Raw genomic sequence first — 25,937 nt, 5'->3', positions numbered from 1 at the left:
ACACATGTAAAACATGTCTCCTTAGACGTTAAAATAACTTAATTCGGAATGATCGTAACATACCTCAACTTTGACAGTCAAATTGCGGTTCCAAACGAAAAGCCCCCTTTCCGTTTAACGGTCAGGAGGCTTTTGAATCCAACCCCTTTGTTACGCTGTTTTTGTTATTTCAGTTTCTTCGCGGTATAACGATAATATCTGATCACTTTGCGGTACATTTTCTTATCCTTTAATTGATTAAAAATATACGGGTCAGGCTTCACGTTCACTTCAATAATCCAAGGGGTTAGACTTCGGTCGAGGCCGATATCAACGCCGATTTGTCTCAAATGCGGGTAAGTTTTCTTCATATGACGGGCGATTCGAAGCCCGAGCCCTTTCATCTCCTGAATTAGCGCGTTTTGACGCTGGGCGGAAATATGGGATTCCAGCAGCTTGTGAACATCCATCGGTTTTCCGCCGCTATGATAATTGGTCACGATTTTTTTGGGGTGGCCGAGCCGGCCAATGACTCCGGTGGCTTCCCATTGGTTGTCCGGACTTAATTGCACCATCACCCGAATATCAAATCGGCGGTTTTGGTGTTTTAACAGGTGGATGCCTTTTTGGATGAGATAGCTTCGTTTTTGAATCTGACGGGCAAGACTCGTATAGAACGCATCGAATTGGCTAAATGTCAGGCGCTTTTGATTGATTTGATAGGCAAAATAACGCGGGCTTTCCATTTCGGCTTTGATGACGCCCATTCCGTACGTGCCGCGGTCCGGTTTAATATAAACCATCCCATAACGGTTGATCATGCTCCTTAAATTCTCCTTGCTGAATTTCTGTGTATCGGGGATAAACGGCCGGATGGATTCATTTTTGAGCAGCACCCTTGTCTTTAATCCTTTGCTCCTTAAAGGTTGAAGCTTATCGTGCCCCACGCCACACCTCTCCTGTCTGCTGGGTAGTCTTCCTCGCTTTTCTTTCAAGGTCTTTCCATCATATGCAACTCCGGCCAGCTTATCGTGGTTCAAGAGCCCCTTTTTGCCGAGAACGAGATACATGCTCACGCCCTGACAAATCCTCTCAAGTACACATATCATGAACCCGACAGGATATTTTACGCAGGGAGTTGAGGAAATGCCGGAACGAAACGAAATACGGTTGAATCATGCGCCCGTCATCGATATTCTAATACCTGCTATTGAAAAAGACTTGGGAACCCTCCCCTATGTCATTGATAACCTTCGCCGTTACGTACAGCAACCCATCGGGCGTATTTATATCGTTTCCCCCGCCAGCAATAGGATCAGAGGCCTCTGTGCCAGTAAGAAGTGCGTCTTTGTTAATGAGAGCTCGGTTCTTCCCATCACGAAAAAAGACATCCATTACCAGTCATCTCGCTGGAACCGCTCGGGTTGGTTATACCAACAACTGCTTAAAATGAACGGAGATCATATTGTCAGAGCCAATCACTTTTTGGTGGTGGATGCGGACACCGTGTTGATCAAACCCCATTCTTTTCTTACCGGCGGGAAAACGGTTTTTTATTGCCGGGATTGGAGCCAGCCGGAATACTTCAACACCTATCGCAAGCTGCTCGGGATGAAGGCCCCCAGACCCCGATCTTTTGTCACCCATTATATGCTGTTCGAAAAATCGAAGCTCGCCTCGCTGAAGAAAAAAATCGAAGCCAGACACCGGATGCCTTGGTATCAAGCGATTATCCGCAGTATCAACAAGAAGAAACAGTTTGGATTTTCCGAGTACGAAACTTACGCCAACTATATGTATACAATCGCTCCGGGCAGTACGCTGCTTAAGAGCGCCAAGAACAAAAGCATGAATTCGAACGCATCTTCATTAAACGAGAAACAAATCCGCAGGCTTGCCCTTACCAACCGCTCTCTCTCCTTTCATAAGCGAAAAATATACAGTAAAGTCCGTCGGACTTAAGGAGGAAGCGGATCGTGCATCTTGTACTTCTGTGCGGCGGCGCCGGCAAAAGGCTTTGGCCGACTTCCAATGAGCTGCGTTCCAAATTGTTTGTGGAGCTGCTTCCTTCACCCGACGACGGTGTCGGCAGGGAGTCCATGCTTGGCAGGGTGTGCCGTCAGCTGGCGCAAGCCAACTTGTTGGATTCAACGCTCCTGATATCCCATCAAAGCCAAACCAACCTGGCTACCCGGCATTCGAAGGGCTTAATTCCGGTCATTGGCGAACCGTTCAAACGGGGAACTTTTACAGCCGCGGCTTTGGCCACGTTATATCTACAATCCCGCCGAGGATTAGGTGAAGAGGACATTATCTGCATTGCGCCGGCGGATGTCTTCGCCGGTGACGATTTTTTTGCCAGCTTCAAACTGCTTCCGGATCTCCTGAAGGCGGCAAAATCCGATATCGCCTTAATCGGGACAACACCCACCCATGCTTCGGATCAGTATGGGTACATCTTGCCGGATGTTCATGAACGTACCGGGTATATGTCTTTGGCTCGATTTTTGGAGAAACCGGATATTCACCTGGCCGAAACACTTCTGCAGCGTAAAGCTTTGTGGAACTGCGGGGTGTATGCTTTTTCAACGAATTTTATGCTTTCCCATATGAAGAAAGCCGGCATCCCGGCTAATTTTGATGATTTACTTCGCATTTACGAACAGTTACCCGAGAGGAGTTTCGACAAACAAGTCGCGGAGCAAGCGCAGCAGGCCGTTGTCCTGCCCTATCCGGGATTATGGCGGGATATCGGAAGTTGGGAGGCGCTGTCCGACCTGCTGGATTCCAATGTGTACGGCAACGGCAGCATATCCGGCCACTCCCCGGGTTCTCATATCGTTAACGAGCTGCCCTATCCGGTCCATGTTATCGGAGTTCCGGGCATCATCGCAGCCGCAAGTCCGGATGGCATTCTGATCGCCCACAAAAAAACCTCCAATGACATTAAAGCGCAGATGGGCGATATGCCGAAGCAACCGATGTACGGTGAAGCGACCTGGGGGAATTTTCAGGTGATCGACAGGTTCCCCGGCGACGGAAATACAACCGTCTTAACCGTGAAGCTGACCGTTTTTCCCGGAAAACATATCGGTCTGCGCAATCATCGGTCGGGATACAAGGCTTGGACTGTACTTGCCGGGAGCGGACAGGTGCTTCTTAAGGGACGGTTATTCGAGGTTGCGGCGGGCGAACAGTTCTCGATTGCATCTCAAGGGACTTATTCCATACTGGCGGAAACCGGCATGGAGATCATGGAAGTGCGAAGCGAAGATGATCCGTTCAATCCGGATGGTATATCCTATGAGACATACGACTGGAAAGACATTGTTAAGCGGGTTAAGAGTCGGAAGACGCCGGAATAAATGAACGATATGAAATCCTGCCCCGATTTCAGTCAGACCGGGGCAGGATTTTCCCTTATCCACCACCAAGCTCACCTAATTGTTGCTTTAAATTGTTAATATTTGCAATGAGGTCGGGAATACCGGTTCGTTGCCAGTTCTCTAAGCTAAAGCCTTGCGCTGCCAGCGATTCGTTAAAGTTAGTGACCGCAGTGATCAATTGGTCATTATAGGAGAGTAATTTCTCATGAATGGTTTCGGCGATGGCCGGCGGATGAATCTGTTTGAATTCGTTTGCCTTCGTTTGAAGCTGCTCTAATTTGTCCTTGAATTGGGCAGTGATATCGGCGTTGTTAACAGCATCCTGGGCCATTTGCTGAAGTTCAGTCCCCGCCTCCGAGACTTGCTGGATATAACCCGTTGCATCATTTACATAGTTTAACGACTCGTCCACGCTTTCAATCGCTGCACATGCGGATAAGAAGAATACGGATAAGATCGACGTCCAAATGGTCACAAACGGCCTTCGGTTTTGCGGTCTTTTCAAGTTTTTAGCTCCCCCTTCCATGCACACAGTCTTTTAATTGTTTTAACCGGATGGGAAAGATTCAAAACTAGCGTTACTATGGCTAACTTTATAACTTAATGTATTCGTGTTTGCAATTGCTTGCCACAGTAGCGGCATATACGGTTTAAATGATATGAATAATAGTTTACATAATAATATTTATATAAACTTTTAAGTAGGAGAAAAAAACAACCAGCCGAGCCGCTTCCCTCGGTCAAAGAGAGAGCCGGCTCGGCCATTAATGACAAGCTTCACTGGGTCACAAGGTTAATCAGATAATCCTTTAAATCAACCATCCGCAAATACGGCGGACGTTTCTCCGTGCCGCTAATGATAAGGGGAACCAGCGACTCCGCCTGTCCGAAAGCTCCGTGTCCTCCCCCTCCCGGATGTGTTGGTGAGTTGATATCCGCCAGCTCGTAACCGGGTTTGGCGGTCACAACCAGGAAATTTCCGGGGTGGGAATGTAAGGCCCCATATAGCCGCCGCAGCACATCCGGATAGCGTCCGTAGTTTAATTGGCGTCGGGCGGCGTCAATTTTCAGATCCAGGAGTATTTTATCTTGTTCAACGGACCATTTCTGTCGGTAAGGATCGATCAGGGACCCATTCTTCCTAAATCGCAGCATTGTCGTACCGCCACCCTGCATGACATGTATCCAGTCCCTTTCCTTCCATGATATGAAGCCGATCCGTGGATCCGTTTTAAGTATGTCGGCAAAAGGTTTCAGCTCATCCGATTTTAGATTATACACATAAGCCATCGTTTCATTGACCGCGAGAACCGCTTCTGTCTCGTCCGTCACTTTGTCACCCGGCTGCAGCACATTATACCCTCTGAAAAGGGAACGTAATTCGATGACCGAATCCTCCCGTTGCGGCAAGATCCGGGTCATCCCGCTGTCTCCTAACACGATAATCACGGCCTTCTGGAGAGCTTGCTCCGGCGAACCAAAGCTGTCCAGCAGCGTTTGCAGCTGTCGGTCCAACTCCTGGACCCCTTTTAACTTCGGAGAGGGGCCTTGCTTATGAATTTTCTTATCCAGATCGGGCAGATACACATACAAAAAATCCGGCAGCTTGTTGTTCCTGATCAAATAGTTGGCTGTCTCGATGGAAAAATCATTATTCATTCCCATCCGCCGAGTTAAACCATCCGGCAAATTCACGATCCCTTTAAGCGGATCGGACAAGGCCCCTAAAGCCAAAAAGTCCGGTCCTTTGACTGTAACGGATTTGGGCAGTGAGGTAGGAGCATGCATCCATGCGGGAGGAGATAAAGTATGACTCTCGGTTCCCCGATATATTAACCCGTTTATGCTGCCTGCTCTCCTCCCAAGACGGGCCAAATCCTCATAAATCGTAGGCAGCTGGGGATTCAGATGACGTCCGTTCAGATGGATGACGGCATTCGTCAAAACCGGATCTATTCCAAGCGTGGCGACCTCGAGCGGCCCCGTTCCATAATTGATCAGTTCCTGATCCTTGGTGGAATACCAGGTTAAACCGGGAATCCGGTGGTCATCCGGATAGGCGCCGGTAAGCAGCGAGCTGTCAATCGTGACGGACATGGTGGGAAAAGAGCTGACCATATTGCTATAGTACTGCCCATGCTCAATCAGGTACTGAAAGGCCGGGAGCTTTTTGTTGGTCAATCCGTCCTTAATGGCTTGAGGCATTAGAGAGTCGGCGACAATAAGGATCACTTTTTTCGACTCGCGCCCTTTCAGCGATTTTACATGAACCAAATCCGGTTCCCGGGTCGCCTGACCTTGCTTAAAGCATCCACTGCCAACTAGACAAAGCAAGATCATCGTCAGCCATAACCCGTTTTTTTTAAATATGGATATGAGAATCACCTGCCTTCGCAACATTCCCCAATCAACAAGGTTATCCCTAACCTCTCCGCCTTCCCGGCGGTTTATTCCATTATCAACTGGATTTTTTGTCGAAATATCAGTATGATATATCAAGGTTTGTAAAAAGGAGTGATCAAGCACTGATGAGCAAGAAATTTGTAGTGCTGCCAGTCATTATGCTACTGCTTGCTGCATTCGTATTCAGCGGCTGCAGTAAATACGGTGAGAAAACGGAAGAGTCGGCGGCGCAAACGCAAGAAACAACAGAGCAAACGCAAGCAACGAAGGAGCAAACGTCACCGGCTGCAAAGCCGCAGGAAACGGAGAAGAAATTAAGCTGGGACAACCCGCCGGAGATGGAGATCGACACCAAGAAATCCTATGAGGCAGAATTTACGACATCGAAGGGCAACTTCAAAATTGAACTGTTTGCCAAAGACGCCCCGAAGACCGTGAACAACTTCGTTTTTCTTGCGCGGCAAGGGTTCTACAATGATGTGATCTTCCACCGGATTATTCAATCCTTTATGATTCAAACTGGAGATCCGGAAGGAACTGGTGCCGGCGGACCGGGGTATCAATTTGAAGACGAGAAAACAAACTACGCGTACGAGCCCGGGATTGTCGCTATGGCCAATGCCGGACCTAATACGAACGGGAGCCAGTTTTTCATCTGTACCGGTGATGACAGCCGTACATTAAAGCCGGATTACACCATCTTCGGCAAGGTAACGGAAGGCATGGACGTGGTGAATAAGATTGCCGCCACCCCGGTTGAAGCAAATCCTTACACTGGAGAACCGAGTTCCCCTACGGAAACAGTCACGATCACGGAAATTAAAATTGTTGAAAAGTAAGATATTAATGAGATGAACAAAAAAACAGACCTTGCATACCGAAAGGAACTGCAAGGTCTGTTTTTTGTTCCATTGTTTCCCTTGGGTCATTCCATTAATTCACTACATAAATTAGTCCCTATTAATTAATGGAGTGAATTAAAATTGTTGGCTAGCTTAACATAAGATACCAGTACAGAGCCACTTCATCTTTGGAAGGTTCTATGGCTTTATAGACATATCGGTCGAACCCGCCGATCGTGAAGCCATAGCCCTCATAGAACTTGCACGCCAGCACGTTGTTATGTTGTGTCTCCAGCATGATCCCGGCCATCCCCCGGACTCTCGCCCACTCCTTAACCACGTCTATCAGCCGTTTTCCCAAGCCGTGCCGACGGTAGTCGGTATCCACCTTCAGCTCTTCCAGAAGTGCCAACCCATTCCAGTTTCTGCTCACTGCGGCCAGGCCGACGATCGCTTGATCCGTCCGCGCAATGACCAAATATTTATCGGGATTCTCAATGTATTCCGCCATCGGAAGAAGGTCGTCCGGGTAGTGCTTCGTATAAGCAGGGACGCTGACCGCTTCGTATTGGATAACGCCGTCTTTCATACTCAATTGGAGAACGGAATCCACGGTGAATTCATTGCGAATGTGCATCGGGAGCCCGAGATCGGACTTGCTTAGTGCCTTGACGTTAACTGTCATGTTAAAACGGGATGCGCCGCGTCGCACTCATCGTATAACCGTTACGTTCGGCCCACCCGTTCACCCCTTTCCAGTAACCTTCCAATACTTCCAATACGTTATCGGGGTCGGATAGACTTCCGGTCATGACAAGCTCGCATAGGCGATCAAACCCTTCCGGGCGATCCGGCAGCTCCAGCGCTTCGGACAGGACACGCGCTCCGGTCGTAAAACAAATACGGTGATGCAGGCCCATCAGCATCGCCCCCGCCTCCGCCACCTTCACAGCCAGACTAGGCAGAAAAGGAACTGTCCCCCTTGCCTCGGTATTTCGCCACTTTCCCGCATATTCAAACAGTTCCTCCACCAAAAGCCCCCGGATGGCATCGCGAAATTTAACCTTGTCCTGGGAGATCGCGATTTGCTTCAAATTCATAAAGAAACCTTCCGGATCGTAAAGCGGCAACACGGATAAAAACTGCCCGTGCGTAAGCGGCCAATCCCCTTCGATCGTACGGACATCCTCAATGAGGATATCTTCGCTGACGAAATTGACTTCCGCTTTCCACTCTCCGGTCGACCACTCATGGTTGTATTCCTCTCCCGCGCTATTCAGCACGCAGCGGATCTCCAAATCGGAGTAAGATCCATCGCTTCCTCGTCCCATGGAACCATAGACTCCGATCGCTTTAACGCGTTCCCCGTGTGTCTCCAAAATCCGCTCTTTAATCTCCTCCGCGATTTTCAGCCGGGAATCACGGCTCATGGGGAATGGTCCGTTCGTCTGCCGCAAATGCTCTCCGTCCGGCAGGCGCTTTTGAAAAACTGCGGCATTCGGGGCAAGCTGCCGAACATCCTCCAGGTAGTTTTTGACTTTCCTGTACTCTTCCAGTGGGTAATCCGCTCCCAGAACTGCCGCTACCTGTTGTGCCGTCTGTTCAAATAGCTCTGTCATCGCGTTAAGCGCCCGCCACATCTGCCCAATGGATCCTCCCGGAAAAGTGTGAAGTAACTGTCCCCATGATTTTTGATCCAGGTAACGGGGCAAGTATTTCGAATTTTTTCCCACACTACAGGAGAATTCGGTCTCACACCCTACCTTCCATCTCAGCATTTGCAGAAGCATGCCGCGGACGATATTCAGATGATCATAGGCGTATAACATTTCATTGCGCCATAACCCTTTGGCCACATAAGTGGATACCCACCAAAATTCATTGCAGCAATCCCTAAATAAGGCGGCTGTAGGTTTTTTAACCCGGTAGTCTTCATCGGTTGGCGGAGGAAGTTCGGGAAGTATGGCGTCTTTATCCAGGAGAATCGCCGTCAGCTTATCTTCCCGGAGATAAATTTCCTTCTCTTCCAGTGGAACCAGGGTCAGATCGATCCGGTTGCCGTCTGCAAACAGCATAAGATAGGGGAACCGCCCCCCGCCCTCCGGCGGAACCAGGGTCATCGTTTCCGGAGTCTGGAGAATCAGCCGCTCCCCAAAAACATCGATCCATTCGGGATCCTTAATAAAAGATTTTAAGTCGTCGACCAAATAAACAATGTCATAGTCTTGAAAAAGATCCTGCGCAACATTCAAATTCGTTCGAGAACCGTTCATCGCAACGGCTTTGATTCGTTCATCGTTTCGGGCTACATTAAGTATTAAGTTCAACATTTCCTGTTCGGATCGCATCCGAATCCCTCCTTTGGGCTTTAACTTTCTTTTCCTGCTATGGCCAAAAAGGAGGTCCGCGGATATCCGGAAGAGAGAGTTAATAGAAAGGCTCCAGCAAAATCATAGTGCATCCTCCTCGGAAGTAAGGTGATTTGAGATTTAAGTCATAATCAGAGCTTCGGGGTTCGCCCGGGCCCTAATTTGCGCAACCGTCTCTTCCGGACTGAGGCGAGAAGTGTCCAGCCAAAGACCGATTCGCGGGGTTTCTTGCTGTAGAACCGAGTTCAGCGCCTCTATCGTCCACGCGCCGTATCCCTTTTTCGCGCGTTCCGCTTCCCTTTTGGCGACAACCTTGGTATCGGGACACAGAACAATGACGTAAAGCGGCCGGCTGTGGACGTAAGCAATAAAATCGCTCAGCAGGGGACCGACTACAACATCCTGAACCACTACCGTAAATCCGGCGTTAGCGTAGGTATCAGCGGCTTCGGCGGCCAACCGGTACCTTAACCGAAGCTGACTTTCCGCCTCCGCCCGTTCCGCCTCAGGGGTCATTTCGACCCGATGATTTACGATCATTTTACGAAACACATCGCCTCGAAGATGAACAGAGTGTTCCAATTGTTCGGCCAGCAGCTGGGCGACCGTCGATTTTCCGCTGGCCATGATGCCCGTAATCAGGTAAATCGCAGGTTTGGACACTGACTTCCTCCCTCCTTCTCCCTTTTATTGTTTTGCAAGAGTAGTTTAAATTTGACATAATTCAGAATAAGACTTTATGAGAAAGGAAGATTGCATGTACATCTTCATCTTGATCCTAGTCATTACAATTACCATCATTTTCTTATTATCCCAATCCAGGAGAAGAAGATCAACTCGTCATCCAAAAGAAAGTTTACGCAACGCTCCTCCCCCTCCGCCGATCGCAGAACGGAACCGTGATGTGTGGCCGCTCGCGAACAAGCTGGAGCAGTCGATCCCCGCGTCTTACGAAGAGTCCCTTAAGCAGCGGGTTCTAAGGGAACATCCGGAAATGAGCGAGCGGGAATATGAATGGCGCTGGCTTGAGTTGCAGCGTTTTTATGTCATGTGCGCGGTTTTGGATCGCGTGCCCATGTTCAGTAAGGCGGTGGATGAAGTCTGGCACGAAATGCTTATGTATACCCGGGACTACCAGGCTTTCTCGGAAAAATATCTCGGCCGGATGCTGCATCACTCCCCCAACCCTGCCGAATCCGTTCCGATCCCCGGAGAGCGGGCTTGGTTCGATTTCGTTTATGTGGAGCTTTTTGGCTGGAACCCTTACAGCGAACGGTTGTGGGGCCGGTTTTTCCGCCATCCGATCCCGCGCGAAGAGTTGGAGGCATACAGAGATGCTTCTGCCCCTCCCACTCAAGGCGGTCGATTTAATGCTTGGGCTTACGACCGACTGCCCGAAGCTCGCAAAGCCATTCAATCCGTGAAGGATGCGCTGCAGTTCCGGTTGGAGGTGGAGCGAGCGGAAGACGTCCGCAAACCCGTTAACTTTAACAATACAGATGTTTTGCTGAGCTCCGTCATTTTCTTCTCCATGACCGACCCGGCCAACTTCTCGGATTACTTGACCCCCGAGGAACAGCTTAAGAAAGAGCAATCCGGCTCCAGCTGCGGCGGCACGGCTTGCAGTTCGGGAAGCGATGACCGGAGAGATCACCACGGGGATGTCTCGCACGGCTCGAATCATGATTCGGGTTCCTCCTGCTCCGACAGCGGCGGTTCATCCGACGGAGGCGGCTCTTCCTGCAGCAGTTGCGGCGGCGGATGCAGCAGTTAAAAGAGCCTTTTTCGAAACTGCAAATAATGAAGCTCAAAGCGGGATAGTCTAACCTATAGTACATTTCCGTTCAGAGGAGATTAAACCTATGGCAAAAACGAAATCCCGAAAGCTGAACATTACTTTTGAGAGCGATATCGATTTGAGCCGCCCATCGGAAACATCAGAAACAAGGGAGAACAAGAAAAAAAGCGGCGGCAGCAAAGGCCGAATCTGGGAGTTCATCGCCATCGCCACCATCCCGATCGTACTGGTCTTCGGCAATTCGATGCTGGTCCCGGTTCTGCCGCAAATGCAGAGAGAGCTTGGCATCAACAAATTCCAAAGCAGCTTGATTATCTCGATCTTTTCGTTGGCCGCCGGCATTTTTATCCCGGTGATCGGTTACTTGTCGGACCGGTTCGGGCGTAAAGTGATCATTATCCCGGCGCTGATCGTTTATGGAGCGGCAGGGCTGCTTGCGGGCTTCGGCGCGGTATGGGACTCCTATACGGTTATTATCATAGCGCGGGCCATCCAGGGAATGGCCGCAGCCGGAACGGCACCGATCGCCATGGCGCTGGTCGGCGATTTATACAAAGGGGGAACGGAGAGCCAAGCGCTTGGCTTGATCGAAGCCTCCAACGGCGTCGGCAAGGTACTCAGCCCGATTATCGGCTCCCTGCTCGTGTTGATCGTCTGGTACGCCTCCTTCTTTGCCTTTCCGGTGTTTTGCGCGCTATCCCTGCTGGCCGTACTTTTTATGATCAAGGAACCAAAGCATGAGCAGAAACAAAATCTGAAGAGCTATATCGGCAAAATCGGGGAAATCTTCAAGGAAAAAGGGCGCTGGCTTATCACCTCCTTTTTCGCCGGATCCCTGGGGCTTTTTATTCTCTTTGGCGTGCTGTTTTATTTATCGAATACGCTGGAAGATCCGCCCTATAAAATCGAAGGCGTCGTGAAAGGTTTGATCCTGGCTATCCCGCTGCTGGGCATGGTCATCACCTCATACACGACAGGTAGCTTGATCAAGAAAAAAGGCACCCTCATTCGCTGGCTCATGAATATCGGACTGGTGATGATGAGCGTTTCGCTCGCCGCCACGATCTTCTTCTTTACAAACATTTATGTATTCATCGGATTGCTCACGTTAAGCAGCATCGGAACAGGGCTTCTTCTTCCCTGCTTAAATACAATGATCACGGGGGCTGTCCAGAAAAGCGAACGGGGAATGATCACCTCCCTGTATAACAGCTTGCGCTTTTTGGGCGTCGCTTTCGGTCCGCCTTTGTTCGGCTGGATGATGGATCAATCGGACCGGCTCGTGTTCATTTCCGTCTCGGCCTTGTCCTTCATCACGTTGGGCCTGGTATTCTTCTTGATCAAGCCTCCCGCCAAATTGGCGGAGTGACGGTTTTACTGGCCTCTCCTCGCTTTGGGCACCTGTCAGGGTATCCACGCATAAGATATCAATGTCACCTGATGACATGAAAAGTCTAAAGAATTGAGGAGATTTCAAATGAAAAATTCCTTGCGTGGAGTTTGGCCATCCGAGCTGTGTGATCCGAGCGGACTTCGCCAAGATTCCGCAGCGGAGCCGGCTCTTTGCAACAGTGCCGCAGGGACGGGACGCGGACAGACGATGGTCATCGATAAAGGGCTGGGCAGGCATTCGTTTACGGACATGATCGAAACGGCCTCCTCCTATATCAGCTGCATCAAATTCGGTTTCGGCACGGCCCCTCTATACAGCACCGAACTGCTGCTTTATAAAATCAACCTGGCCAAACGTCACGGCATCGTCGTCATGCCGGGAGGGACGCTTTTGGAGACGGCCGTTCAGCAGGGTGTCATCCCCGACTTTTTCAATACCGTCTGCAGCCTGGGCTTTAACGGGATCGAGGTGTCCGATGGCACGATTGACCTTCCGCGACAAAAGCGGACCGAACTGATCAAGGAAGGCAAGCAGCGAGGGCTAATGGTGTTCACGGAACATGGCAAAAAATTGTCCGGATCACTGATCGATGCCGCCTCCCTTGCCGAAACGTTCGAAACGGATCTGGCGGCCGGCGCCGAACTGTTGACGGTGGAGGCCCGCGAATCCGGTACGGGGGTCGGCGTTTTCGACGAAAAGGGCGAATGCCGGACGAATCTGCTGGACGACGTCTTGAAATTTGTGCCCGACCTGAACCGTTTGATGTGGGAAGCGCCCTTAAAGCATCAGCAGGTTCTGTTTTTGCGCAAATTCGGGCCGGGCGTGCACTTGGGCAATATTCCTCCGACGGAAATACTTTCGTTGGAAACGATGCGGCGGGGGCTTCGCCAGGATACGTTTGAATTCGGGCTGAAGAAGCAGGAGTCCAAGGAATACGTATATGTCATTTAAATGAATCAGGAAAAGACGGAAGCGGTCAAACACGGGACTTCCCCCGGTTTAGCCGCTTTTTTATTCAATATATATTTGCATCCTGCAACCAAATACGTTATAACTAAATATCAAGAGGAGATGAATTTTATATGGAGAATACGCGTGAATTGCTTCATATGCTGACCCGCCGTTTCGGAGTATTGAGCAAAAATTGCTGTACGGCCGGCGGCGCTGAAATTTCGCTGGTTCAAAGCCATATCCTGTACGAAGTAAGCCGCCGGCACAAGCCGTCGATGCAGGAAATCGCCGATGCGCTGGGTACGGATATTACAACCTTCAGCAGACAGGTCCAATCGCTCGTTAAAATGAAACTGTTGAAGAAGAATCCGGATGCCGGAGACCGCCGGGTTTACAATTTGTCTCTAACTGCTGAAGGTCAGTTCATCGCCGCTTCCATCGACGCTCAAATGGCCGAAACATTTGAGGAAATCTTTTTGCACTTAACCGAATTCGAAAAAGAAACGATTCTGCGTTCCGTTCGCCTGCTGAATGAAGCCATGGGAAAATCAAGCTATGCAGCAGCAGTCCGGTAACAACCTGATTTGCTCGACATAAACTTGCAAAACACAAATATGAGGACCGGGGAGTTGCAATCTCCATTAAATTTATGTATCTTAGTTTTATGACTATTGAACTAAAGAAATCGGATGCCTCTTATCAACAAAGCAGCGTTTACCACTTTTCTTCCGGGGTTCCTTGAGTCGTTATGACGCAAGGACTCTATTTTATGTCTATTAGTTCAATAGTTGTTGTACTACATAACTAAATCATTGTTGCAAAGGAGATTGCCTCATGAACAGAATTATCATTCTTTACTTTTTACTTATGTTTCTAATCGGCACGGACACATTTCTGATCTCCCCGCTACTCCCCGTGCTGCGGGAAACTTACGGCATTTCGGTAGCAAGTTCCGGATGGATGATCGGTGCTTATGCGCTCGGATACGCCCTATTCGCCTTGGTAATCGGGCCCCTCTCGGATGGATGGAACCGAAAAAAAGTGATGCTATACGGGATGATCGGCTTCGCCGTATCGACTTTTTTATGCGGAATAGCTCCCAATTTTGCCGTAATGCTGCTGTTCCGCGCTCTTTCCGGCATCTCGGCGGCCGTTGTCACCCCGCAGGTTTGGGCCTCGATCCCTTCCGTCGTCCGTTCTCACCAAATTCTCAGAGCCATGGGAATGGTCACGGGGGGCCTTGCCATTTCCCAAACCCTGGGGGTCCCGGTAGGGGCTTTTATGGCGGCCCGAACCTGGTCGCTCCCTTTCTTTCTCCTGGGTGCCAGCGCCTTGCTGCTTGCTGTTCTGATTCGCTTCTTAGTGCCCGACCTCCCGCCGGGACAGGTGAATCGGCAAGCGTCCGGTCTTCGCTTTCTCCAAAGCTACCGCAGCGTTCTCACAGCTAAAAACGGAAAAATTTCGTTCATCGCCTACTTTGCTTTTCAGCTCGGCAATTTTGCGGCTTTCAGCTTTCTCGGAACCTGGCTCGCTGACGCCTATTCGTTGGACGTTGCGCAAACAGGCCAGGTCATGATGTTTTTGGGACTCGGCAATTTGCTCGGCAGTTTGTTTGGGAGCCAGGCCGTAAAGCGTTTCGGGAAACGCGGGGTGTTGGTGTTTGCTTTGGGCGCGGCAGGCGCATTATATCTCGGTATCTCCGTGTCCCCCTCTCCGTTTTTTGTAAAAGCCGGATTGTTTGCAATCTTCCTTCTCATGGGCACCCTGTTTCCGGTGATGATGGCCGAGCTTCAATCGCTCTCCCATCAAGCCCGGGGCACGATTGCTGCTCTAAGCAATGCCGTCATGTACGGGGCCACGACCGCAGGCTCTTATATCGCTGGCGTCCTGTACGGATGGACGGGCCAATTTATGGCCGTAGCTTCCCTTACGTTGGCTTGCTTTGTGCTTTCACTCGGACTATGGCTAAAAATCGGAAGTCGGGAGGCCCCGGCCCAACAAAATGCCGCACGGGGCCATCTTCGTGAAAATTGAACGGCTTCCTGGCGCCCGTCCGGATACTCTTTAGGAGGCTAAGGGGGGGGGCTTTCTTTCGGTAAGGTGAAAATAAAAATAAGAGCTGCAAGAAAATTACTTTCTCGCAGCTCAAATAAATACAGTTTAACCAGACCCGCGTGTTGCGGAGTCGGAATCTCAACGAGTCTTCGTCACAAGGAAAGCAGGACGAAAATGATCGCCAAAATGGCCGGCATACCTTGTTTTATTAATATTCCCCTGTTTGAGGTAACGGCTCCGAACGCCGCGGCAATGATTACGCAAGCCAAGAAAAACAGCTGGATCGATGTGTTATGAGGTGCCGGCGCAAACAAAACTCCCCAAAACAAACCTGCCGCCAAAAAGCCGTTGTACAACCCTTGGTTGGCAAACAAAGTCCTGACCCTTTGATCTTTAAGGAATTCCTCTGTCAGTCCAAATGTTCTTTGCGCCGCTTTGCTCGTGGAAAAAACCATTTCCAGCAGCATGATATATACATGCTCCACGGCTACAAGCAAAGTAAAAATAACCGCCAATGTTTCCATAAACGCCCCCTTGTCCCAAAGTCTTCTTTAGCTCTTCAAGGGCTGTCCGTCATAAACTTGTATATCCAACGGAGCGGTCAAAAACTCCCTCGCCTTAGCAGCGAATGAAGTAAAATGCGCGCTTGAATTATGAGCATCCACCGCCGCCGCATCTTTCCAAACTTCCACCATCATAAACTTATGTTCCTGTTCCGTATCTTTAAAAAATTGATACGACAGATTTCCTGATTCTCCCCTGGAAGCCTTAACCAACAAACCAACTTCAGCCAAAAAATCGGCTTCCTTCATGGGGTCTACCTGAAATCCGGCATGTATGAGGATCATCTTTACATCTCCCTTTTTCGCTTTATTTCCACTCGGCTACTTTAGCGATCGGCAGGCGGACGGATTGGTATCCTTCGTCGGCCGCTTTCCCGATGGAAAGGAGCATCACCGGCACATAACGTTCTTTATCCAAGCCAAAAGCTTCGGCGATTTGATCTTTTTCGTAGCCGCCCATAGGGCAAGTATCATACCCGTGTGCACGGGCCGCAAGCATAAGCTGCATGGACACCAGGCCGCCGTCAATGAGTACGGTCTCCCTATTGACTTGCGGGTCCAGCTTTGCGAAATGCGCGCTCAGGGCGCTCATTTGTCTTTCTTTTACCTCTAAAGGCATGTATCCCGACTCGACGGCTTTGCTGTAAATCTCCTCACCGTAATCGAAATTGTTCAAATCCCCGAATACGGCGATTACCGCCGACGAGGTGGTCACTTGAGTCTGATTGAAGCGCGCCAGCGGGGCCAGCTTCGCTTTCCCCTCTTCGCTTTCAATGACGAGGAACCGCCACGGCTGCATATTTACGGATGAAGGAGCAGTCGTGGCCTCCGTCAGGATCTCGGTCATTTCTGCTTTGCTGATCTTTACGGATGGGTCGTAGTTGCGGATGGAACGCCGTCCGGTGACAATTTCCTTGAAATCATTGGTTTGTTGCGCATTGGTCATGGTTATCTTCTCCTTTTTAGTCTGTTTCTGTTCGGTTGGTTACATTTCCTTAATCGCAAGTTGAATCCGGTTCAGCAGATCGAGCAGAATTTCCCGTTCTTCCTGAGGAATATCCTTGAGCATGATCTCGACCAAACGCTTCTTTTCCTTTTCAAACGTGCCGATTTTTTGCCGGCTTTGGTCGGTGAGCCGCACTAGCGTGACTCGGTTGTCGCTCTCTTTTTTTCGTCTCGAGATCATGCCGCTCGCTTCAAGCTGTTTTAAATGCCGTGTGATCGCCGCATTATCGATGTTCAGCTCTTTTTGGAGTTCTTGCTGACTCACTTCATCTTCCGTCTGATAAAGATGATGCAACAGCTCAAACCGCGATTGGCTGATGCCTGTGCACTCGGAAAATTTCGAGTTGATCTCTTTACTGAGAAAATGCAGTTTATATAAAATCACGGACTCCATCGAAGAGCACATTATGCTAATTCTCACCTTCTTTAAACGGATTAGTGCTAAAATTGACTTATCAATATTTGATTTATCAATGTTTGATAGGTCAAATATAACGCAGAAAGCATGGAAATGCAAGTTTTTTTGGGGAAGGGGAATACACTATCAAGTGTTTGAAAGTATAGATGGCTTGATTTATGGTGAAAATGACTAGTACTACATAGGACATTCCTATCCTGTTCCTGCAAGTTAAATAAATATTAAAGGATGGAATTCATAAAATGGCGGGTTTTAGCAAAACACAACTTTTCTCGCTGCTAATGCTGTTCGAAATCGGTAGCACCACCCTTTTCGCCAGAGGAATCGAGGCAAAGCAAGATGCGTGGTTGGCGATTCTGATTGCGATGCTCTTAGGTTTTGTTCTTCTCTGGGTCTATACGAAAATTCAAAGCTATTATCCGGAGAAAAACTGGGTTGAAATTCTAAGTACCGTTTTGGGGAAGTGGATTGCGGTCCCTTTGATTTGCCTTTATATACTCTATTTTTTTATATCTCTACGTTTGTACTTAGCGAGTTTGGCGAGCTTATCGTTACGATTTTTCTCCCTACCACCCCGATAGTGGTTGTTCTTGGCCTTTTTATGCTTACCAGCGTTTATGTACTTTGCCTGGGATACGAAGTATTGGCACGTTTAAGCGAATTGATGCTGCCTGTTGTAGTGCTCTTTAATCTGGTGATTTACACACTAATTTACGCTTCGGGGCAAGCTGATTTTTCCCAGTTAAAGCCTGTTTTGGCCAACGGAATCAACCCGGTTCTGCAAGCAACGATCCCTGGCATCGTCAACTTCCCGTTCGGTGAAATCGTGGTGTTTCTCCTATATTGGAGTTTGGTGGATAGGAAGACTTCGATGCGCCCAATATCGTTGGCTGCGATTGGAATATCTGGAGTTTTCATTATTGTTTCGACCATCATGTTGATTTCGGTATTAGGTGTCGAATATGCGTCAAACGCTACCTTTCCATTTTACGATCTGGTTAAAATCGTTAACGTCATGGATATTCTAACCAATCTGGATGTCGTCGTTGTTGTGGTCATGTTTATCGGCGGTTTTTTCAAAATGACCATTTATTTCGGAGGAGGGGTATTGGCAGTCAAGTCATTGTTCAAAATCGGCAATGAGAAGTGGATTATTGTGATCACCGGCATTTGCACGACTTGGTTTACGATCGTTTTCTATAGAAGTTTCCCCTTTCAACGCTGGTCAGGAGAGATAATGGACCGCAATATCCAAACTTTTTTTCAAATCATATGTCCGGCGCTGGTCTTAATGATCCTTTGGGTTAAAAGCAAACTTATCCCTACGAGGTGATACCGCTTGTTCGAATTTCTTCCGATAGACCTTTCTACGTTAAAACAATTGGGCCTCGTGGCAGTCATTCTGATATTTGGAGGCATTTTTTATACAGGGGCCCTCTTGTTGGTTCTTTTTTATCATATCATTCTACTTTTGCTCAAGATGGTCAGGCGGTGAAGAACTCTATTCTTTGGGTTCAAATGGAGATTTTTGTAGTCCGGTTCTTTTGGCATTAATGTTGACCGTTACGGTGTAATCGATATTAGGAAACATGTCGCTCCATTCCCCTTTTATCTCTTTCCACTTCTCGGGATATTTCTTGTTTAACTCGCTTCCAAAACCGAAAATATCGGATTTCACATCTTTTTGCGCCTTTTCCACAGCCGCCTTGATTTCTTTCATTATCACTTTCTTCGTTGCTTTTTCCGTTTGGTCTACAAGTTTAAGTATTTCACTTGGCCGATTCAGCATGCGATAGCTTTGTGTTTCAACGACGGAAATTTCTCCACTGACCTCAATGGCGAAAGTAACCCTGCTGTCGTTTATTTTAGGAATGATCTTTGTATTCGCTCTAAGCACTTCAATCGACATTAGCTTTCCCTCTTCCATAAAAGAAGGGAACGTAACAACTCCGCCTTTCACTTCGTCAAGGATCCAATTCATTCCCTTGGTTTCCATCTCATCAAGATATCCGGCCAACCGATCATTTTTGAAAACCGCTGTCCCCGAAAGCTTAACCCCCTTGGTGGACGACTGTTTTTCCTCGACTTGCAGATTTGATTTTTCAACAATTTTCAATGCGGTCATCACCGGATTGATTCCGTCTCCCAGCGCTTTTTTATAGTAATCGATGATATTGGAATTACTTATCCCCAAGTTATAGCGTTGATTTTGGATCATTTCTTTCAAATAGACGGCCTGGATTCTTTCGATTCCGTTTTTCACTCCCAATATTTCTCGCGCCTGCGCATTGTTTGCCACGCATAGCCAGACGTATCTCGGCATCTCCTTTCCTCGCGCAAAAAAATCAAGAACCGGCATAATCCCTTGTCTGGCAATTCCTTCTCCTATTACAATGACTTTCGTATGGGCGAAAAAAGCTTTACGATCCATTATCTTCACCATGCTTCTGATTGCCTCAAAAATGGTATCACCTTTCCCGGTGACGAGGATTACCGGGGCTTCATCTGTCATTTTTTCTTTTCCTAGTGCGCCGGGCCGTATGACTTGCGCGGTAAGGATTATTTTCCCCGTATCTGGCTCCCTATCTAACCCGATCGACATGACAATGCCGATCTCATCCAATTGTATACCATCCCAACAACCGGTCAAGAGCACAGCAAGGAGCAGCACCACACCCATTTTGCCTTTCAATGGTCGTCACCTTCCTTATTCGGTTTTGAAGGCACAGGCTTCAAGGATATACGCTGTCTCGTCGAATCGCTCCATGTAATGGACCGGGGCCTTGATTTCATTAGCCAATGAGGAGCCCTAATCAAGGAGTCCTTTAATTCGTTCCAAATAATGGGGGCGACCGGCGCTAAATAAGGAGCTCCAAAAGATCTTAAAGAACACATGTGCGCGAGAAGGATAAATGTGCCGATCAAGATTCCGTATACTCCAACGGTGGAAGCCAAGATCAGAATAAAAAACCGGAACAGAACGATCACATTATATAAAGTCGTAACAATAAAACTGGATATGGCGGTGATGGCGATCACGATAACCATCGGGGCGCTGACGACTCCCGCATTGACAGCCGCCTCTCCTATGACCAGCGCCCCGACAATGCTGATGGCTTGTCCGACAGGCCGCGGCATACGCACACCGGCTTCCCTGAGCAATTCAAAAACGATCCCCATAAGCACAGCTTCATATGCTGCCGGAAATGGAGTTCCTTCCAGCGACGCCGCCATCGTGATAAGCATAACTGTCGGAATCATCTCTTGATGGAAACTGCTTATGGCTACATAAAATGCCGGAGTGAAAATAGAAATAGAAAATGCAGCAAACCGGAGCAATCTGATTCCAGATGATAAAAAGGGCAGCGAATAATAATCCTCTGAGTTTTGCAAGTTTTCAACGAACAAGTGGGGTACGGTTAAAACAAACGGAGTGCCATCGCATAAAATGGCTACTCTTCCTTCCAGTAATTTTGCCACTACAATATCGGGCTTTTCGCTATTTCCAACGGTTGCAAATGGAGAGTACGGATGGTCTTTAATAAACTCCTCGATATACCCGGATTCTAAAATGGCGTCCGTATCGATTCGGTTCAGCCTCTGCTTTACTTCCTGAATAATTTGGGGGTTGGCAATTCCATCAAGATATCCGACACAGATCGTTGTACGCGTCTGTTTTCCTAAGACTAAATTTTCAAATATAAGCTGAGGATTTTTAATTTTTCTGCGTATTAAAGAAGTGTTCACCTGTAACACCTCAGTAAATCCTTCTCGTGGCCCTCTAACCACGGATTCCGTTTTAGGCTCCTCAATGCTTCTTGATTCAAAACCTTGCGTACTAATCGTCAGAGCGGAATCGCAGCCATCAATAAATAGGGCGGTTTCACCAGATAAAATGGCATCGATCACTTTATCCATGCAATCCGCTTCTTTTAATTCGGCGGCACTCAAAATGTGATTCTTAAAGACCTTAATCATTCGGGAACTAAATTGGCTGCCGTCCAAGTCAGCCAGCTCTAACGGCTCCATGACCGATTTAATAATATTCTTATTAATAAAGTCTAAATTTACTATTCCATTGATAAAACAAATCAATACTTTTACAGTTTTTTTGGTATTCAGTTCAAATTCCCGGAAAATGACATCATCGCTTTTTCCCAATGTACTCTTAAGATGAGCTTGATTGGCTTCAATGTTCTGTTGAATTCTTATTTGGAGAGGTTCAGTATAGCGCTTATTATCTATTAAAGACGAGGTTTTATAAGATGATTTTTTGAAAATAAATTTAATAAATTTACCAAACATGATAACTTCACCTCAACCGATTTGTTAAGCGAAGTATGTGTAAAAAAATTCAAAAAAATTCAATCCGGCTCACTTCCGGTTGTTAGATGAAGCCTATCAAACTTTGTTTCAAACAGTCGGCAAAAGCACGTCACCAATTACGTTAGCCCTGCAATATATATAGTGAGATCATTCCGCGGCGACAAGCGGACGCATTATCATCTTCGTAAAGGAGATTATTCCCATGCCTTTTAAAAACGGTAGGCAATATATCGAACGGATAGACCGGCAGCGCATCAACCTCTGGTATCGCGGTGAACGGGTGTCCGGGCCCCTGTCCGAGCACCCCGCCTTTCGCGGGCTGATTCGCACACAGGCCGACTTGTACGACCTGCAGGGTGACGAGGAATATCTCGACCGGATGACTTATCTTTCCCCGCTGACCGGCGAACGCGTCGGTCTCTCCTACCTGCCTCCGGTCAATGCGGACGATCTGGTTCGCAGAAGGCAAGTGACGGAGATTTGGTCGGGACGGCATCACGGGTTTCTCGGCCGATCCCCCGATTATATGAACACGGCGTTGATGTCCTATTATACCGCCGCTTCCGCTCTCGAACAAAACACGCCGGAATATGCCCGGAATTTAAGAAACTATTACGCTTACTGCCGGGAAAACGATATTACGCTGTCCCATGCCTTTGTGCAGCCCCTGGCAAGCAAATGGTCCGAACCCGCGGACACCGAGGAATCCATTACGGCTAAAGTCATTGAAACGAACGAAAAAGGAATATTCGTTAGCGGCGCCTTTATCATGGCGACCCAAGGCCCCACCTGCGAAGAAATCCTGGTATTCCCCTCCCCCTCCTTTTCGCTGTCGGAGGCCGGGAATCCCACTGCTTTTGCCTTTGCGGTCCCGAATGATCTTGACGGGATTACGTTCATTTGCCGCGAGAGCTATGCCCGCGATTCGGCCTATGACTACCCGCTTAGCAGCAGATTCGAGGAAATGGATACGCTGGTTGTGTTGGACCGGGTGCTTGTCCCGCATGATCGGGTGTTTTTTTACGGGGATGAGGGCATGTTCGACCGATTATTTCGGGAAGGAAACTTCCATGCTTATGCGGGACATCAGATCCTGTCCAGATACATCGCCAAAACCGAATTTTTGCTGGGTCTGATGCTCTCCCTGGCCGAAGAGCAAAACTCGGCAACGGAGTTGACGACAAAGAGCCGGATCGCCAGAGTGATGATGATGCTGGAGAATCTTCGCGCTTTGAGGCTGGCTTCCGAAACAACGGGTTATATGACCCCTAGCGGGTACTATGTTCCCGGGAGTTCTCCCTTAATCGCGGCTAATCTTCAATTTCCCGACTACTATGATGAAATGATCCATACGATTCAAACGCTTAGCGCCAGCAATCTGATTATGAACCCGTTTGAAGCCGATTTGTCATCCCCTCCAAAGAAATATTTGGAGGTTTATTTGAAGGGAATATCGTCTTCTGCCAAAGAGCGGATCGCCTTATTCAGGCTGGCGTGGGAACTGGGGGCGGGCCCTTTCGGGGGCAGGCAAAGCCAGTTCGAGCGCTTTTTCTTCGGCAACGCCAACACTACCGCTAACCGCATGTATCAAAGCTGCCAAAATCAGGAGGACTATAAAGCGCTGGTACATCAGTTGATCGGAAAAGACTTATCACAAGAAAGCGGCTCTACATGAGCCGCTTTCTTGTTGCTGCTATTATCTAATCCTTCTCACCATGCTTCTGTAAACGATCCCTGATGCAAACAGGATCATCCCCCCTGCAAACTGCCAATACTTCTCGATTAAACTTCCTTTTTCCAGTGAAAATAAATAGAAGTTGCCCAGCTTGGCCCCCGAGAATAAATTTAGCATATAATATCCTAGCGGCAGCATATAACCCACAACCATATTGTCGAACAACGAATACGCCGCAAACCCTATGGAACCCAGGAAATAGGCTGTAGCAAAGGTGCCAAAAATAAACGCATCGACAGCAAATTGACAGTCATTCAGCAGCATCACACCGATAAAACCGGTTAAAATACAAACAAGAGCAACCGTTGCCAGAATAAGTCTTGTTACATAGATTCCGCTTAATGGCGTCAATTTGGACTCAACTACCTCCTTGATGTTGTGATCCTGTTCCGGTGAAAACAAGGGTGTACACAAAACAATGCCGCTTAGGGCCACAAAACGTTCCAGAACAAGGCTGGAGGCAAGACTGTCCAGATTGCGGATGCTGAATACTACAGGAGTAACCGCAACAAGACCCAACGCTAATAACGTATTAGTACGAAGTGTTAGTTTGATTTGCACCCTGGCGATGTCTAAATATTTTCCGGAAATGTCCATGAAAATTCAGCCTACCCCTTCTCTTTAATTCATAAATTAGAATGGTTACACTTACCAAAACAAGAGAAAGCAGCACATATGCCACCCTGTTTATGACAAGAACCTGAATTCCGTCCTTCATCTCCTGCAGATTAAACAATGAATTGTGACGGATGCTCAGTTCAGCCCCATAACCGCCTCCATTCAGACGATTCATGGTCATGAGTAAATCCATATAGCTCCACAAAAACTGCACAGCAATCGCAATGGGAGTGTCCGTGAGCGTTGTCAGCACGAATCCAACCGCGGTTGTTGTCATCAGCGTAGGCAGCAGCCAGGCGATCATATATTTGAGGTAAGCCCACACATCCACGGTCAGGTGCTGGTCCATTCCGTATCCAAGCAGTTGGGTCAGCGGAATTAACGACAATAGAATAAAAGGAAGCAGCATCATCACGATCAAGGCAATATACTTAGTTATAATCAACCGGGTTGAGCTGCATTTTCGGGAATAGAGCAACTCATTCATTCTGGCTCTTCGATCTCTGCTCAAGTAGGCAACCGGGACAAAAATAGAAAACAACGAAACGGTAATCCCCATGTAATCGCAAAACAATCTGGCATAGGCGCCGCTGATTTGATCCTCTTGAATAAAAGTGTTGTATTCAGCCAACTTTTCTTGATAAGTAATCGGAGCTTGGCCAAATGACTTGAGCTTTTCCGGAGCGTATTTTGATCCGCCGCCCAAAATATCATCCACCTCGGCCATCTTCTCTTTAAAAGCGGGATAAGATGCCGGTTCTAATCCGGTGATCTCCTTTAATATCGATGCGATCTTGGTTTGCTCTTCTTGGCTTAATATCACATTTTTATAAAACCCTATAGGGTAGGTTACATATTGATTATCCTCGTATTCCAACACAAGACTATCTATAGCTGCCGGCATAACCTGCTCCGGGATTTCGGCCTCCCGGGTGCCGTAGTTCTCCGCATTGGCCGGAGGTTTCATCAGCGGGTTCTTGCTGTTGTATTCGGATGGGTGTTGTGCCTCCCGGATATCCGAGCCGACGCTGTCCCCAATCTGTGTAACGTTGAACAAAACGATAACGCCAATAAATACAAAATAGATGATGCTTTTGGAGATTTGCCGGCATTCTTGGAGAAGCAGACTCATTGCAGCTGTCCTCCCATCAGATTCATATAGGCGTCCTCAAGATTTTTTTCATTTCCGATAAAATCCTGCAGTAAGCCCTGAAAGATGATTTGCCCCTGATCAAGTACGGCAATCTTTTGGCAGGTCTTTTCAATGTCTTCCACGATGTGGGTGGACAATATAACAATCCGGTTGGCGGCAATTTCGCATAGCAGGTTGCGGAATCGGATCCGCTCTTCCGGATCCAGACCCGCCGTAGGCTCATCCACAATCAAGATGCGGGGATTGTGCAGAAGTGTTTGGGCGATGCCCAGTCTGCGTTTCATCCCTCCCGACAGCGCCTTAACTTTGAGTTTCCGGCAATCGTCAAGATTGACCTTTTGCAGCAGTTCGGGAATTCGCTGGGCTCTCTCCGCTCTGGATAATCCCGATAGCGTGCCCAAGTAATCCATGGCCTTATAGACAGTCATTCCGGGATACAAGGAAAAGTCCTGGGGTAGATATCCAATGAGCTGCCTGATTTCTTTAGCGTGTCCGATAGGAATTCCGCATACGGTAACCGTCCCGCTTGATTTGTTAAGCAAGGTTGCCAGAATTCTCATCAAGGTCGTTTTTCCTGCGCCGTTTTTTCCAAGCAGCCCATACATACCAGGTTCAAGCTGCAATGTGATTCCTTGCAGCGCCTGTTTTTTTCCAAAGTTTTTCGAGAGATTTTCAATGGTTATTTCAGTTCTCACGATCCATTCCCCCTTGAATGAATGAGACGTTTAAAAGAAAAAGCGTCCAGAATATAGCCCAGTATTAGACAACCCCCACCCGTTAGCAGAAGGAGATGGGAAGTCATTGAAGTCATCTTACTAAAGAAAACCAGGACCAAGAACACCATGCCTAGGGTAATATACAATATTATGCTCTGCAGTACTAAGGAGCGGTGCCTCTTTCTGGCCAACATTTTTTGCTGCTCCTCATACTCGATTTTTGCTAT

General features: G+C 48.2%; 25 protein-coding genes and 1 pseudogene. 10 read left to right on the top strand and 16 right to left on the bottom strand.

The window, feature by feature from the left end:
- Positions 1-164: 164 nt before the first annotated feature.
- The gene (locus V4U88_RS17250) at positions 165-875 is read right to left on the bottom strand and encodes a YheC/YheD family protein (protein WP_334074665.1); all 711 of its coding nucleotides are present in this window, start codon (positions 873-875) and stop codon (positions 165-167) included.
- A gap of 250 nt (positions 876-1,125) precedes the next feature.
- Here V4U88_RS17250 and V4U88_RS17245 point away from each other — a divergent pair, with 250 nt between their 5' ends.
- Together V4U88_RS17245 and V4U88_RS17240 are read left to right on the top strand one after the other, a co-directional pair.
- A complete protein-coding gene (locus V4U88_RS17245; RefSeq protein ID WP_334074488.1) occupies positions 1,126-1,941 on the top strand; it encodes a DUF6492 family protein in 816 nt (271 codons plus the stop codon).
- 14 nt (positions 1,942-1,955) lie between these two features.
- Positions 1,956-3,344: a sugar phosphate nucleotidyltransferase gene (locus V4U88_RS17240; RefSeq protein ID WP_334074487.1), complete on the top strand. Its 1,389-nt coding sequence runs from the start codon at positions 1,956-1,958 to the stop codon at positions 3,342-3,344.
- Between the two features lie 55 nt (positions 3,345-3,399).
- On the opposite strand, the gene V4U88_RS17235 is transcribed toward V4U88_RS17240, so the two are convergent.
- The gene (locus tag V4U88_RS17235) at positions 3,400-3,870 is read right to left on the bottom strand and encodes a DUF6376 family protein (RefSeq protein WP_334074486.1); all 471 of its coding nucleotides are present in this window, start codon (positions 3,868-3,870) and stop codon (positions 3,400-3,402) included.
- Between the two features lie 272 nt (positions 3,871-4,142).
- Positions 4,143-5,765 (bottom strand): alkaline phosphatase family protein, encoded by a 1,623-nt coding sequence (locus tag V4U88_RS17230; protein WP_334074485.1) that lies wholly within the window; start codon positions 5,763-5,765, stop codon positions 4,143-4,145.
- 128 nt (positions 5,766-5,893) lie between these two features.
- Between V4U88_RS17230 and V4U88_RS17225 the strand changes: the two genes are divergently transcribed.
- The gene (locus V4U88_RS17225; protein WP_334074484.1) at positions 5,894-6,607 is read left to right on the top strand and encodes a peptidylprolyl isomerase; all 714 of its coding nucleotides are present in this window, start codon (positions 5,894-5,896) and stop codon (positions 6,605-6,607) included.
- Between the two features lie 151 nt (positions 6,608-6,758).
- On the opposite strand, the gene V4U88_RS17220 is transcribed toward V4U88_RS17225, so the two are convergent.
- The 4 genes and pseudogenes from V4U88_RS17220 to V4U88_RS17205 all read right to left on the bottom strand — a co-directional run bounded on the left by V4U88_RS17220 (position 6,759) and on the right by V4U88_RS17205 (position 9,642).
- Entirely contained in the window at positions 6,759-7,295 is a 537-nt protein-coding gene (locus V4U88_RS17220) for a GNAT family N-acetyltransferase (protein ID WP_334074483.1), read from the bottom strand.
- 1 nt (position 7,296) lies between these two features.
- Positions 7,297-8,067: an ANT(4')-I family aminoglycoside nucleotidyltransferase gene (locus tag V4U88_RS17215; protein ID WP_334074664.1), complete on the bottom strand. Its 771-nt coding sequence runs from the start codon at positions 8,065-8,067 to the stop codon at positions 7,297-7,299.
- 66 nt (positions 8,068-8,133) lie between these two features.
- Positions 8,134-8,964, bottom strand: a pseudogene (locus V4U88_RS17210) (aminoglycoside 6-adenylyltransferase); the annotation flags it as partial.
- 135 nt (positions 8,965-9,099) lie between these two features.
- Positions 9,100-9,642: a phosphotransferase-like protein gene (locus tag V4U88_RS17205; RefSeq protein ID WP_334074482.1), complete on the bottom strand. Its 543-nt coding sequence runs from the start codon at positions 9,640-9,642 to the stop codon at positions 9,100-9,102.
- 241 nt (positions 9,643-9,883) lie between these two features.
- Between V4U88_RS17205 and V4U88_RS17200 the strand changes: the two genes are divergently transcribed.
- The 5 genes from V4U88_RS17200 (at position 9,884) to V4U88_RS17180 (ending at position 15,155) form a co-directional block, all read left to right on the top strand.
- Positions 9,884-10,753 carry a hypothetical protein gene (locus tag V4U88_RS17200; RefSeq protein WP_334074481.1) on the top strand — a complete coding sequence of 290 codons (870 nt, stop codon included), beginning with the start codon at positions 9,884-9,886 and terminating at the stop codon, positions 10,751-10,753.
- 88 nt (positions 10,754-10,841) lie between these two features.
- Positions 10,842-12,146, top strand: coding sequence for an MFS transporter (locus V4U88_RS17195; protein ID WP_334074480.1), 1,305 nt, complete (start codon positions 10,842-10,844; stop codon positions 12,144-12,146).
- A gap of 108 nt (positions 12,147-12,254) precedes the next feature.
- The gene (locus V4U88_RS17190) at positions 12,255-13,121 is read left to right on the top strand and encodes a phosphosulfolactate synthase (protein ID WP_334074479.1); all 867 of its coding nucleotides are present in this window, start codon (positions 12,255-12,257) and stop codon (positions 13,119-13,121) included.
- 131 nt (positions 13,122-13,252) lie between these two features.
- Complete coding sequence (locus V4U88_RS17185) at positions 13,253-13,696, top strand: MarR family winged helix-turn-helix transcriptional regulator (protein WP_334074478.1); 444 nt, start codon at positions 13,253-13,255, stop codon at positions 13,694-13,696.
- A 259-nt stretch (positions 13,697-13,955) separates the two neighbouring features.
- A complete protein-coding gene (locus V4U88_RS17180) occupies positions 13,956-15,155 on the top strand; it encodes an MFS transporter (RefSeq protein ID WP_334074477.1) in 1,200 nt (399 codons plus the stop codon).
- Between the two features lie 173 nt (positions 15,156-15,328).
- Here the strand turns inward: V4U88_RS17180 and V4U88_RS17175 are convergent, their stop codons facing one another.
- The 4 genes from V4U88_RS17175 to V4U88_RS17160 are packed head-to-tail and all read right to left on the bottom strand — an operon-like array spanning position 15,329 to position 17,150.
- Positions 15,329-15,700, bottom strand: coding sequence for a DUF1304 domain-containing protein (locus V4U88_RS17175; protein ID WP_334074476.1), 372 nt, complete (start codon positions 15,698-15,700; stop codon positions 15,329-15,331).
- Positions 15,701-15,727: 27 nt separating this feature from the next.
- Complete coding sequence (locus V4U88_RS17170) at positions 15,728-16,024, bottom strand: putative quinol monooxygenase (protein WP_334074475.1); 297 nt, start codon at positions 16,022-16,024, stop codon at positions 15,728-15,730.
- Positions 16,025-16,046: 22 nt separating this feature from the next.
- Positions 16,047-16,685, bottom strand: coding sequence for a nitroreductase family protein (locus tag V4U88_RS17165; protein ID WP_334074474.1), 639 nt, complete (start codon positions 16,683-16,685; stop codon positions 16,047-16,049).
- Positions 16,686-16,724: 39 nt separating this feature from the next.
- Positions 16,725-17,150, bottom strand: coding sequence for a MarR family winged helix-turn-helix transcriptional regulator (locus tag V4U88_RS17160; RefSeq protein ID WP_416367258.1), 426 nt, complete (start codon positions 17,148-17,150; stop codon positions 16,725-16,727).
- Positions 17,151-17,646: 496 nt separating this feature from the next.
- On the opposite strand from V4U88_RS17160, the gene V4U88_RS17155 reads away from it, so the two are divergent.
- Positions 17,647-18,495: a GerAB/ArcD/ProY family transporter gene (locus V4U88_RS17155; protein WP_334074473.1), complete on the top strand. Its 849-nt coding sequence runs from the start codon at positions 17,647-17,649 to the stop codon at positions 18,493-18,495.
- 168 nt (positions 18,496-18,663) lie between these two features.
- Here V4U88_RS17155 and V4U88_RS17150 read toward each other — a convergent pair whose 3' ends face one another.
- Positions 18,664-19,854, bottom strand: a complete 1,191-nt coding sequence (locus V4U88_RS17150) for a Ger(x)C family spore germination protein (protein ID WP_334074472.1) — start codon at positions 19,852-19,854, stop codon at positions 18,664-18,666.
- Positions 19,851-21,467 carry a spore germination protein gene (locus V4U88_RS17145; protein WP_334074471.1) on the bottom strand — a complete coding sequence of 539 codons (1,617 nt, stop codon included), beginning with the start codon at positions 21,465-21,467 and terminating at the stop codon, positions 19,851-19,853. Before V4U88_RS17145 ends, V4U88_RS17150 begins: the two co-directional genes overlap by 4 nt.
- Positions 21,468-21,690: 223 nt before the next feature.
- Between V4U88_RS17145 and V4U88_RS17140 the strand changes: the two genes are divergently transcribed.
- Positions 21,691-23,163 (top strand): 4-hydroxyphenylacetate 3-hydroxylase family protein, encoded by a 1,473-nt coding sequence (locus V4U88_RS17140; RefSeq protein ID WP_334074470.1) that lies wholly within the window; start codon positions 21,691-21,693, stop codon positions 23,161-23,163.
- 21 nt (positions 23,164-23,184) lie between these two features.
- On the opposite strand, the gene V4U88_RS17135 is transcribed toward V4U88_RS17140, so the two are convergent.
- From V4U88_RS17135 to V4U88_RS17125, 3 genes are read right to left on the bottom strand one after another with little or no spacing between them, the layout of a single operon-like run.
- Positions 23,185-23,820 (bottom strand): hypothetical protein, encoded by a 636-nt coding sequence (locus V4U88_RS17135; RefSeq protein ID WP_334074469.1) that lies wholly within the window; start codon positions 23,818-23,820, stop codon positions 23,185-23,187.
- Positions 23,756-24,973: an ABC transporter permease gene (locus V4U88_RS17130; RefSeq protein WP_334074468.1), complete on the bottom strand. Its 1,218-nt coding sequence runs from the start codon at positions 24,971-24,973 to the stop codon at positions 23,756-23,758. Before V4U88_RS17130 ends, V4U88_RS17135 begins: the two co-directional genes overlap by 65 nt.
- The gene (locus V4U88_RS17125) at positions 24,970-25,689 is read right to left on the bottom strand and encodes an ABC transporter ATP-binding protein (protein ID WP_334074467.1); all 720 of its coding nucleotides are present in this window, start codon (positions 25,687-25,689) and stop codon (positions 24,970-24,972) included. The genes V4U88_RS17130 and V4U88_RS17125 overlap by 4 nt, the downstream gene beginning before the upstream one ends.
- Positions 25,690-25,937 lie beyond the last annotated feature (248 nt).

This window comes from Paenibacillus sp. A14 (assembly GCF_036864815.1).
GTDB lineage: Bacteria > Bacillota > Bacilli > Paenibacillales > Paenibacillaceae > Fontibacillus > Fontibacillus sanfengchensis.
This window is presented reverse-complemented; position numbering and strand designations above follow the sequence as displayed.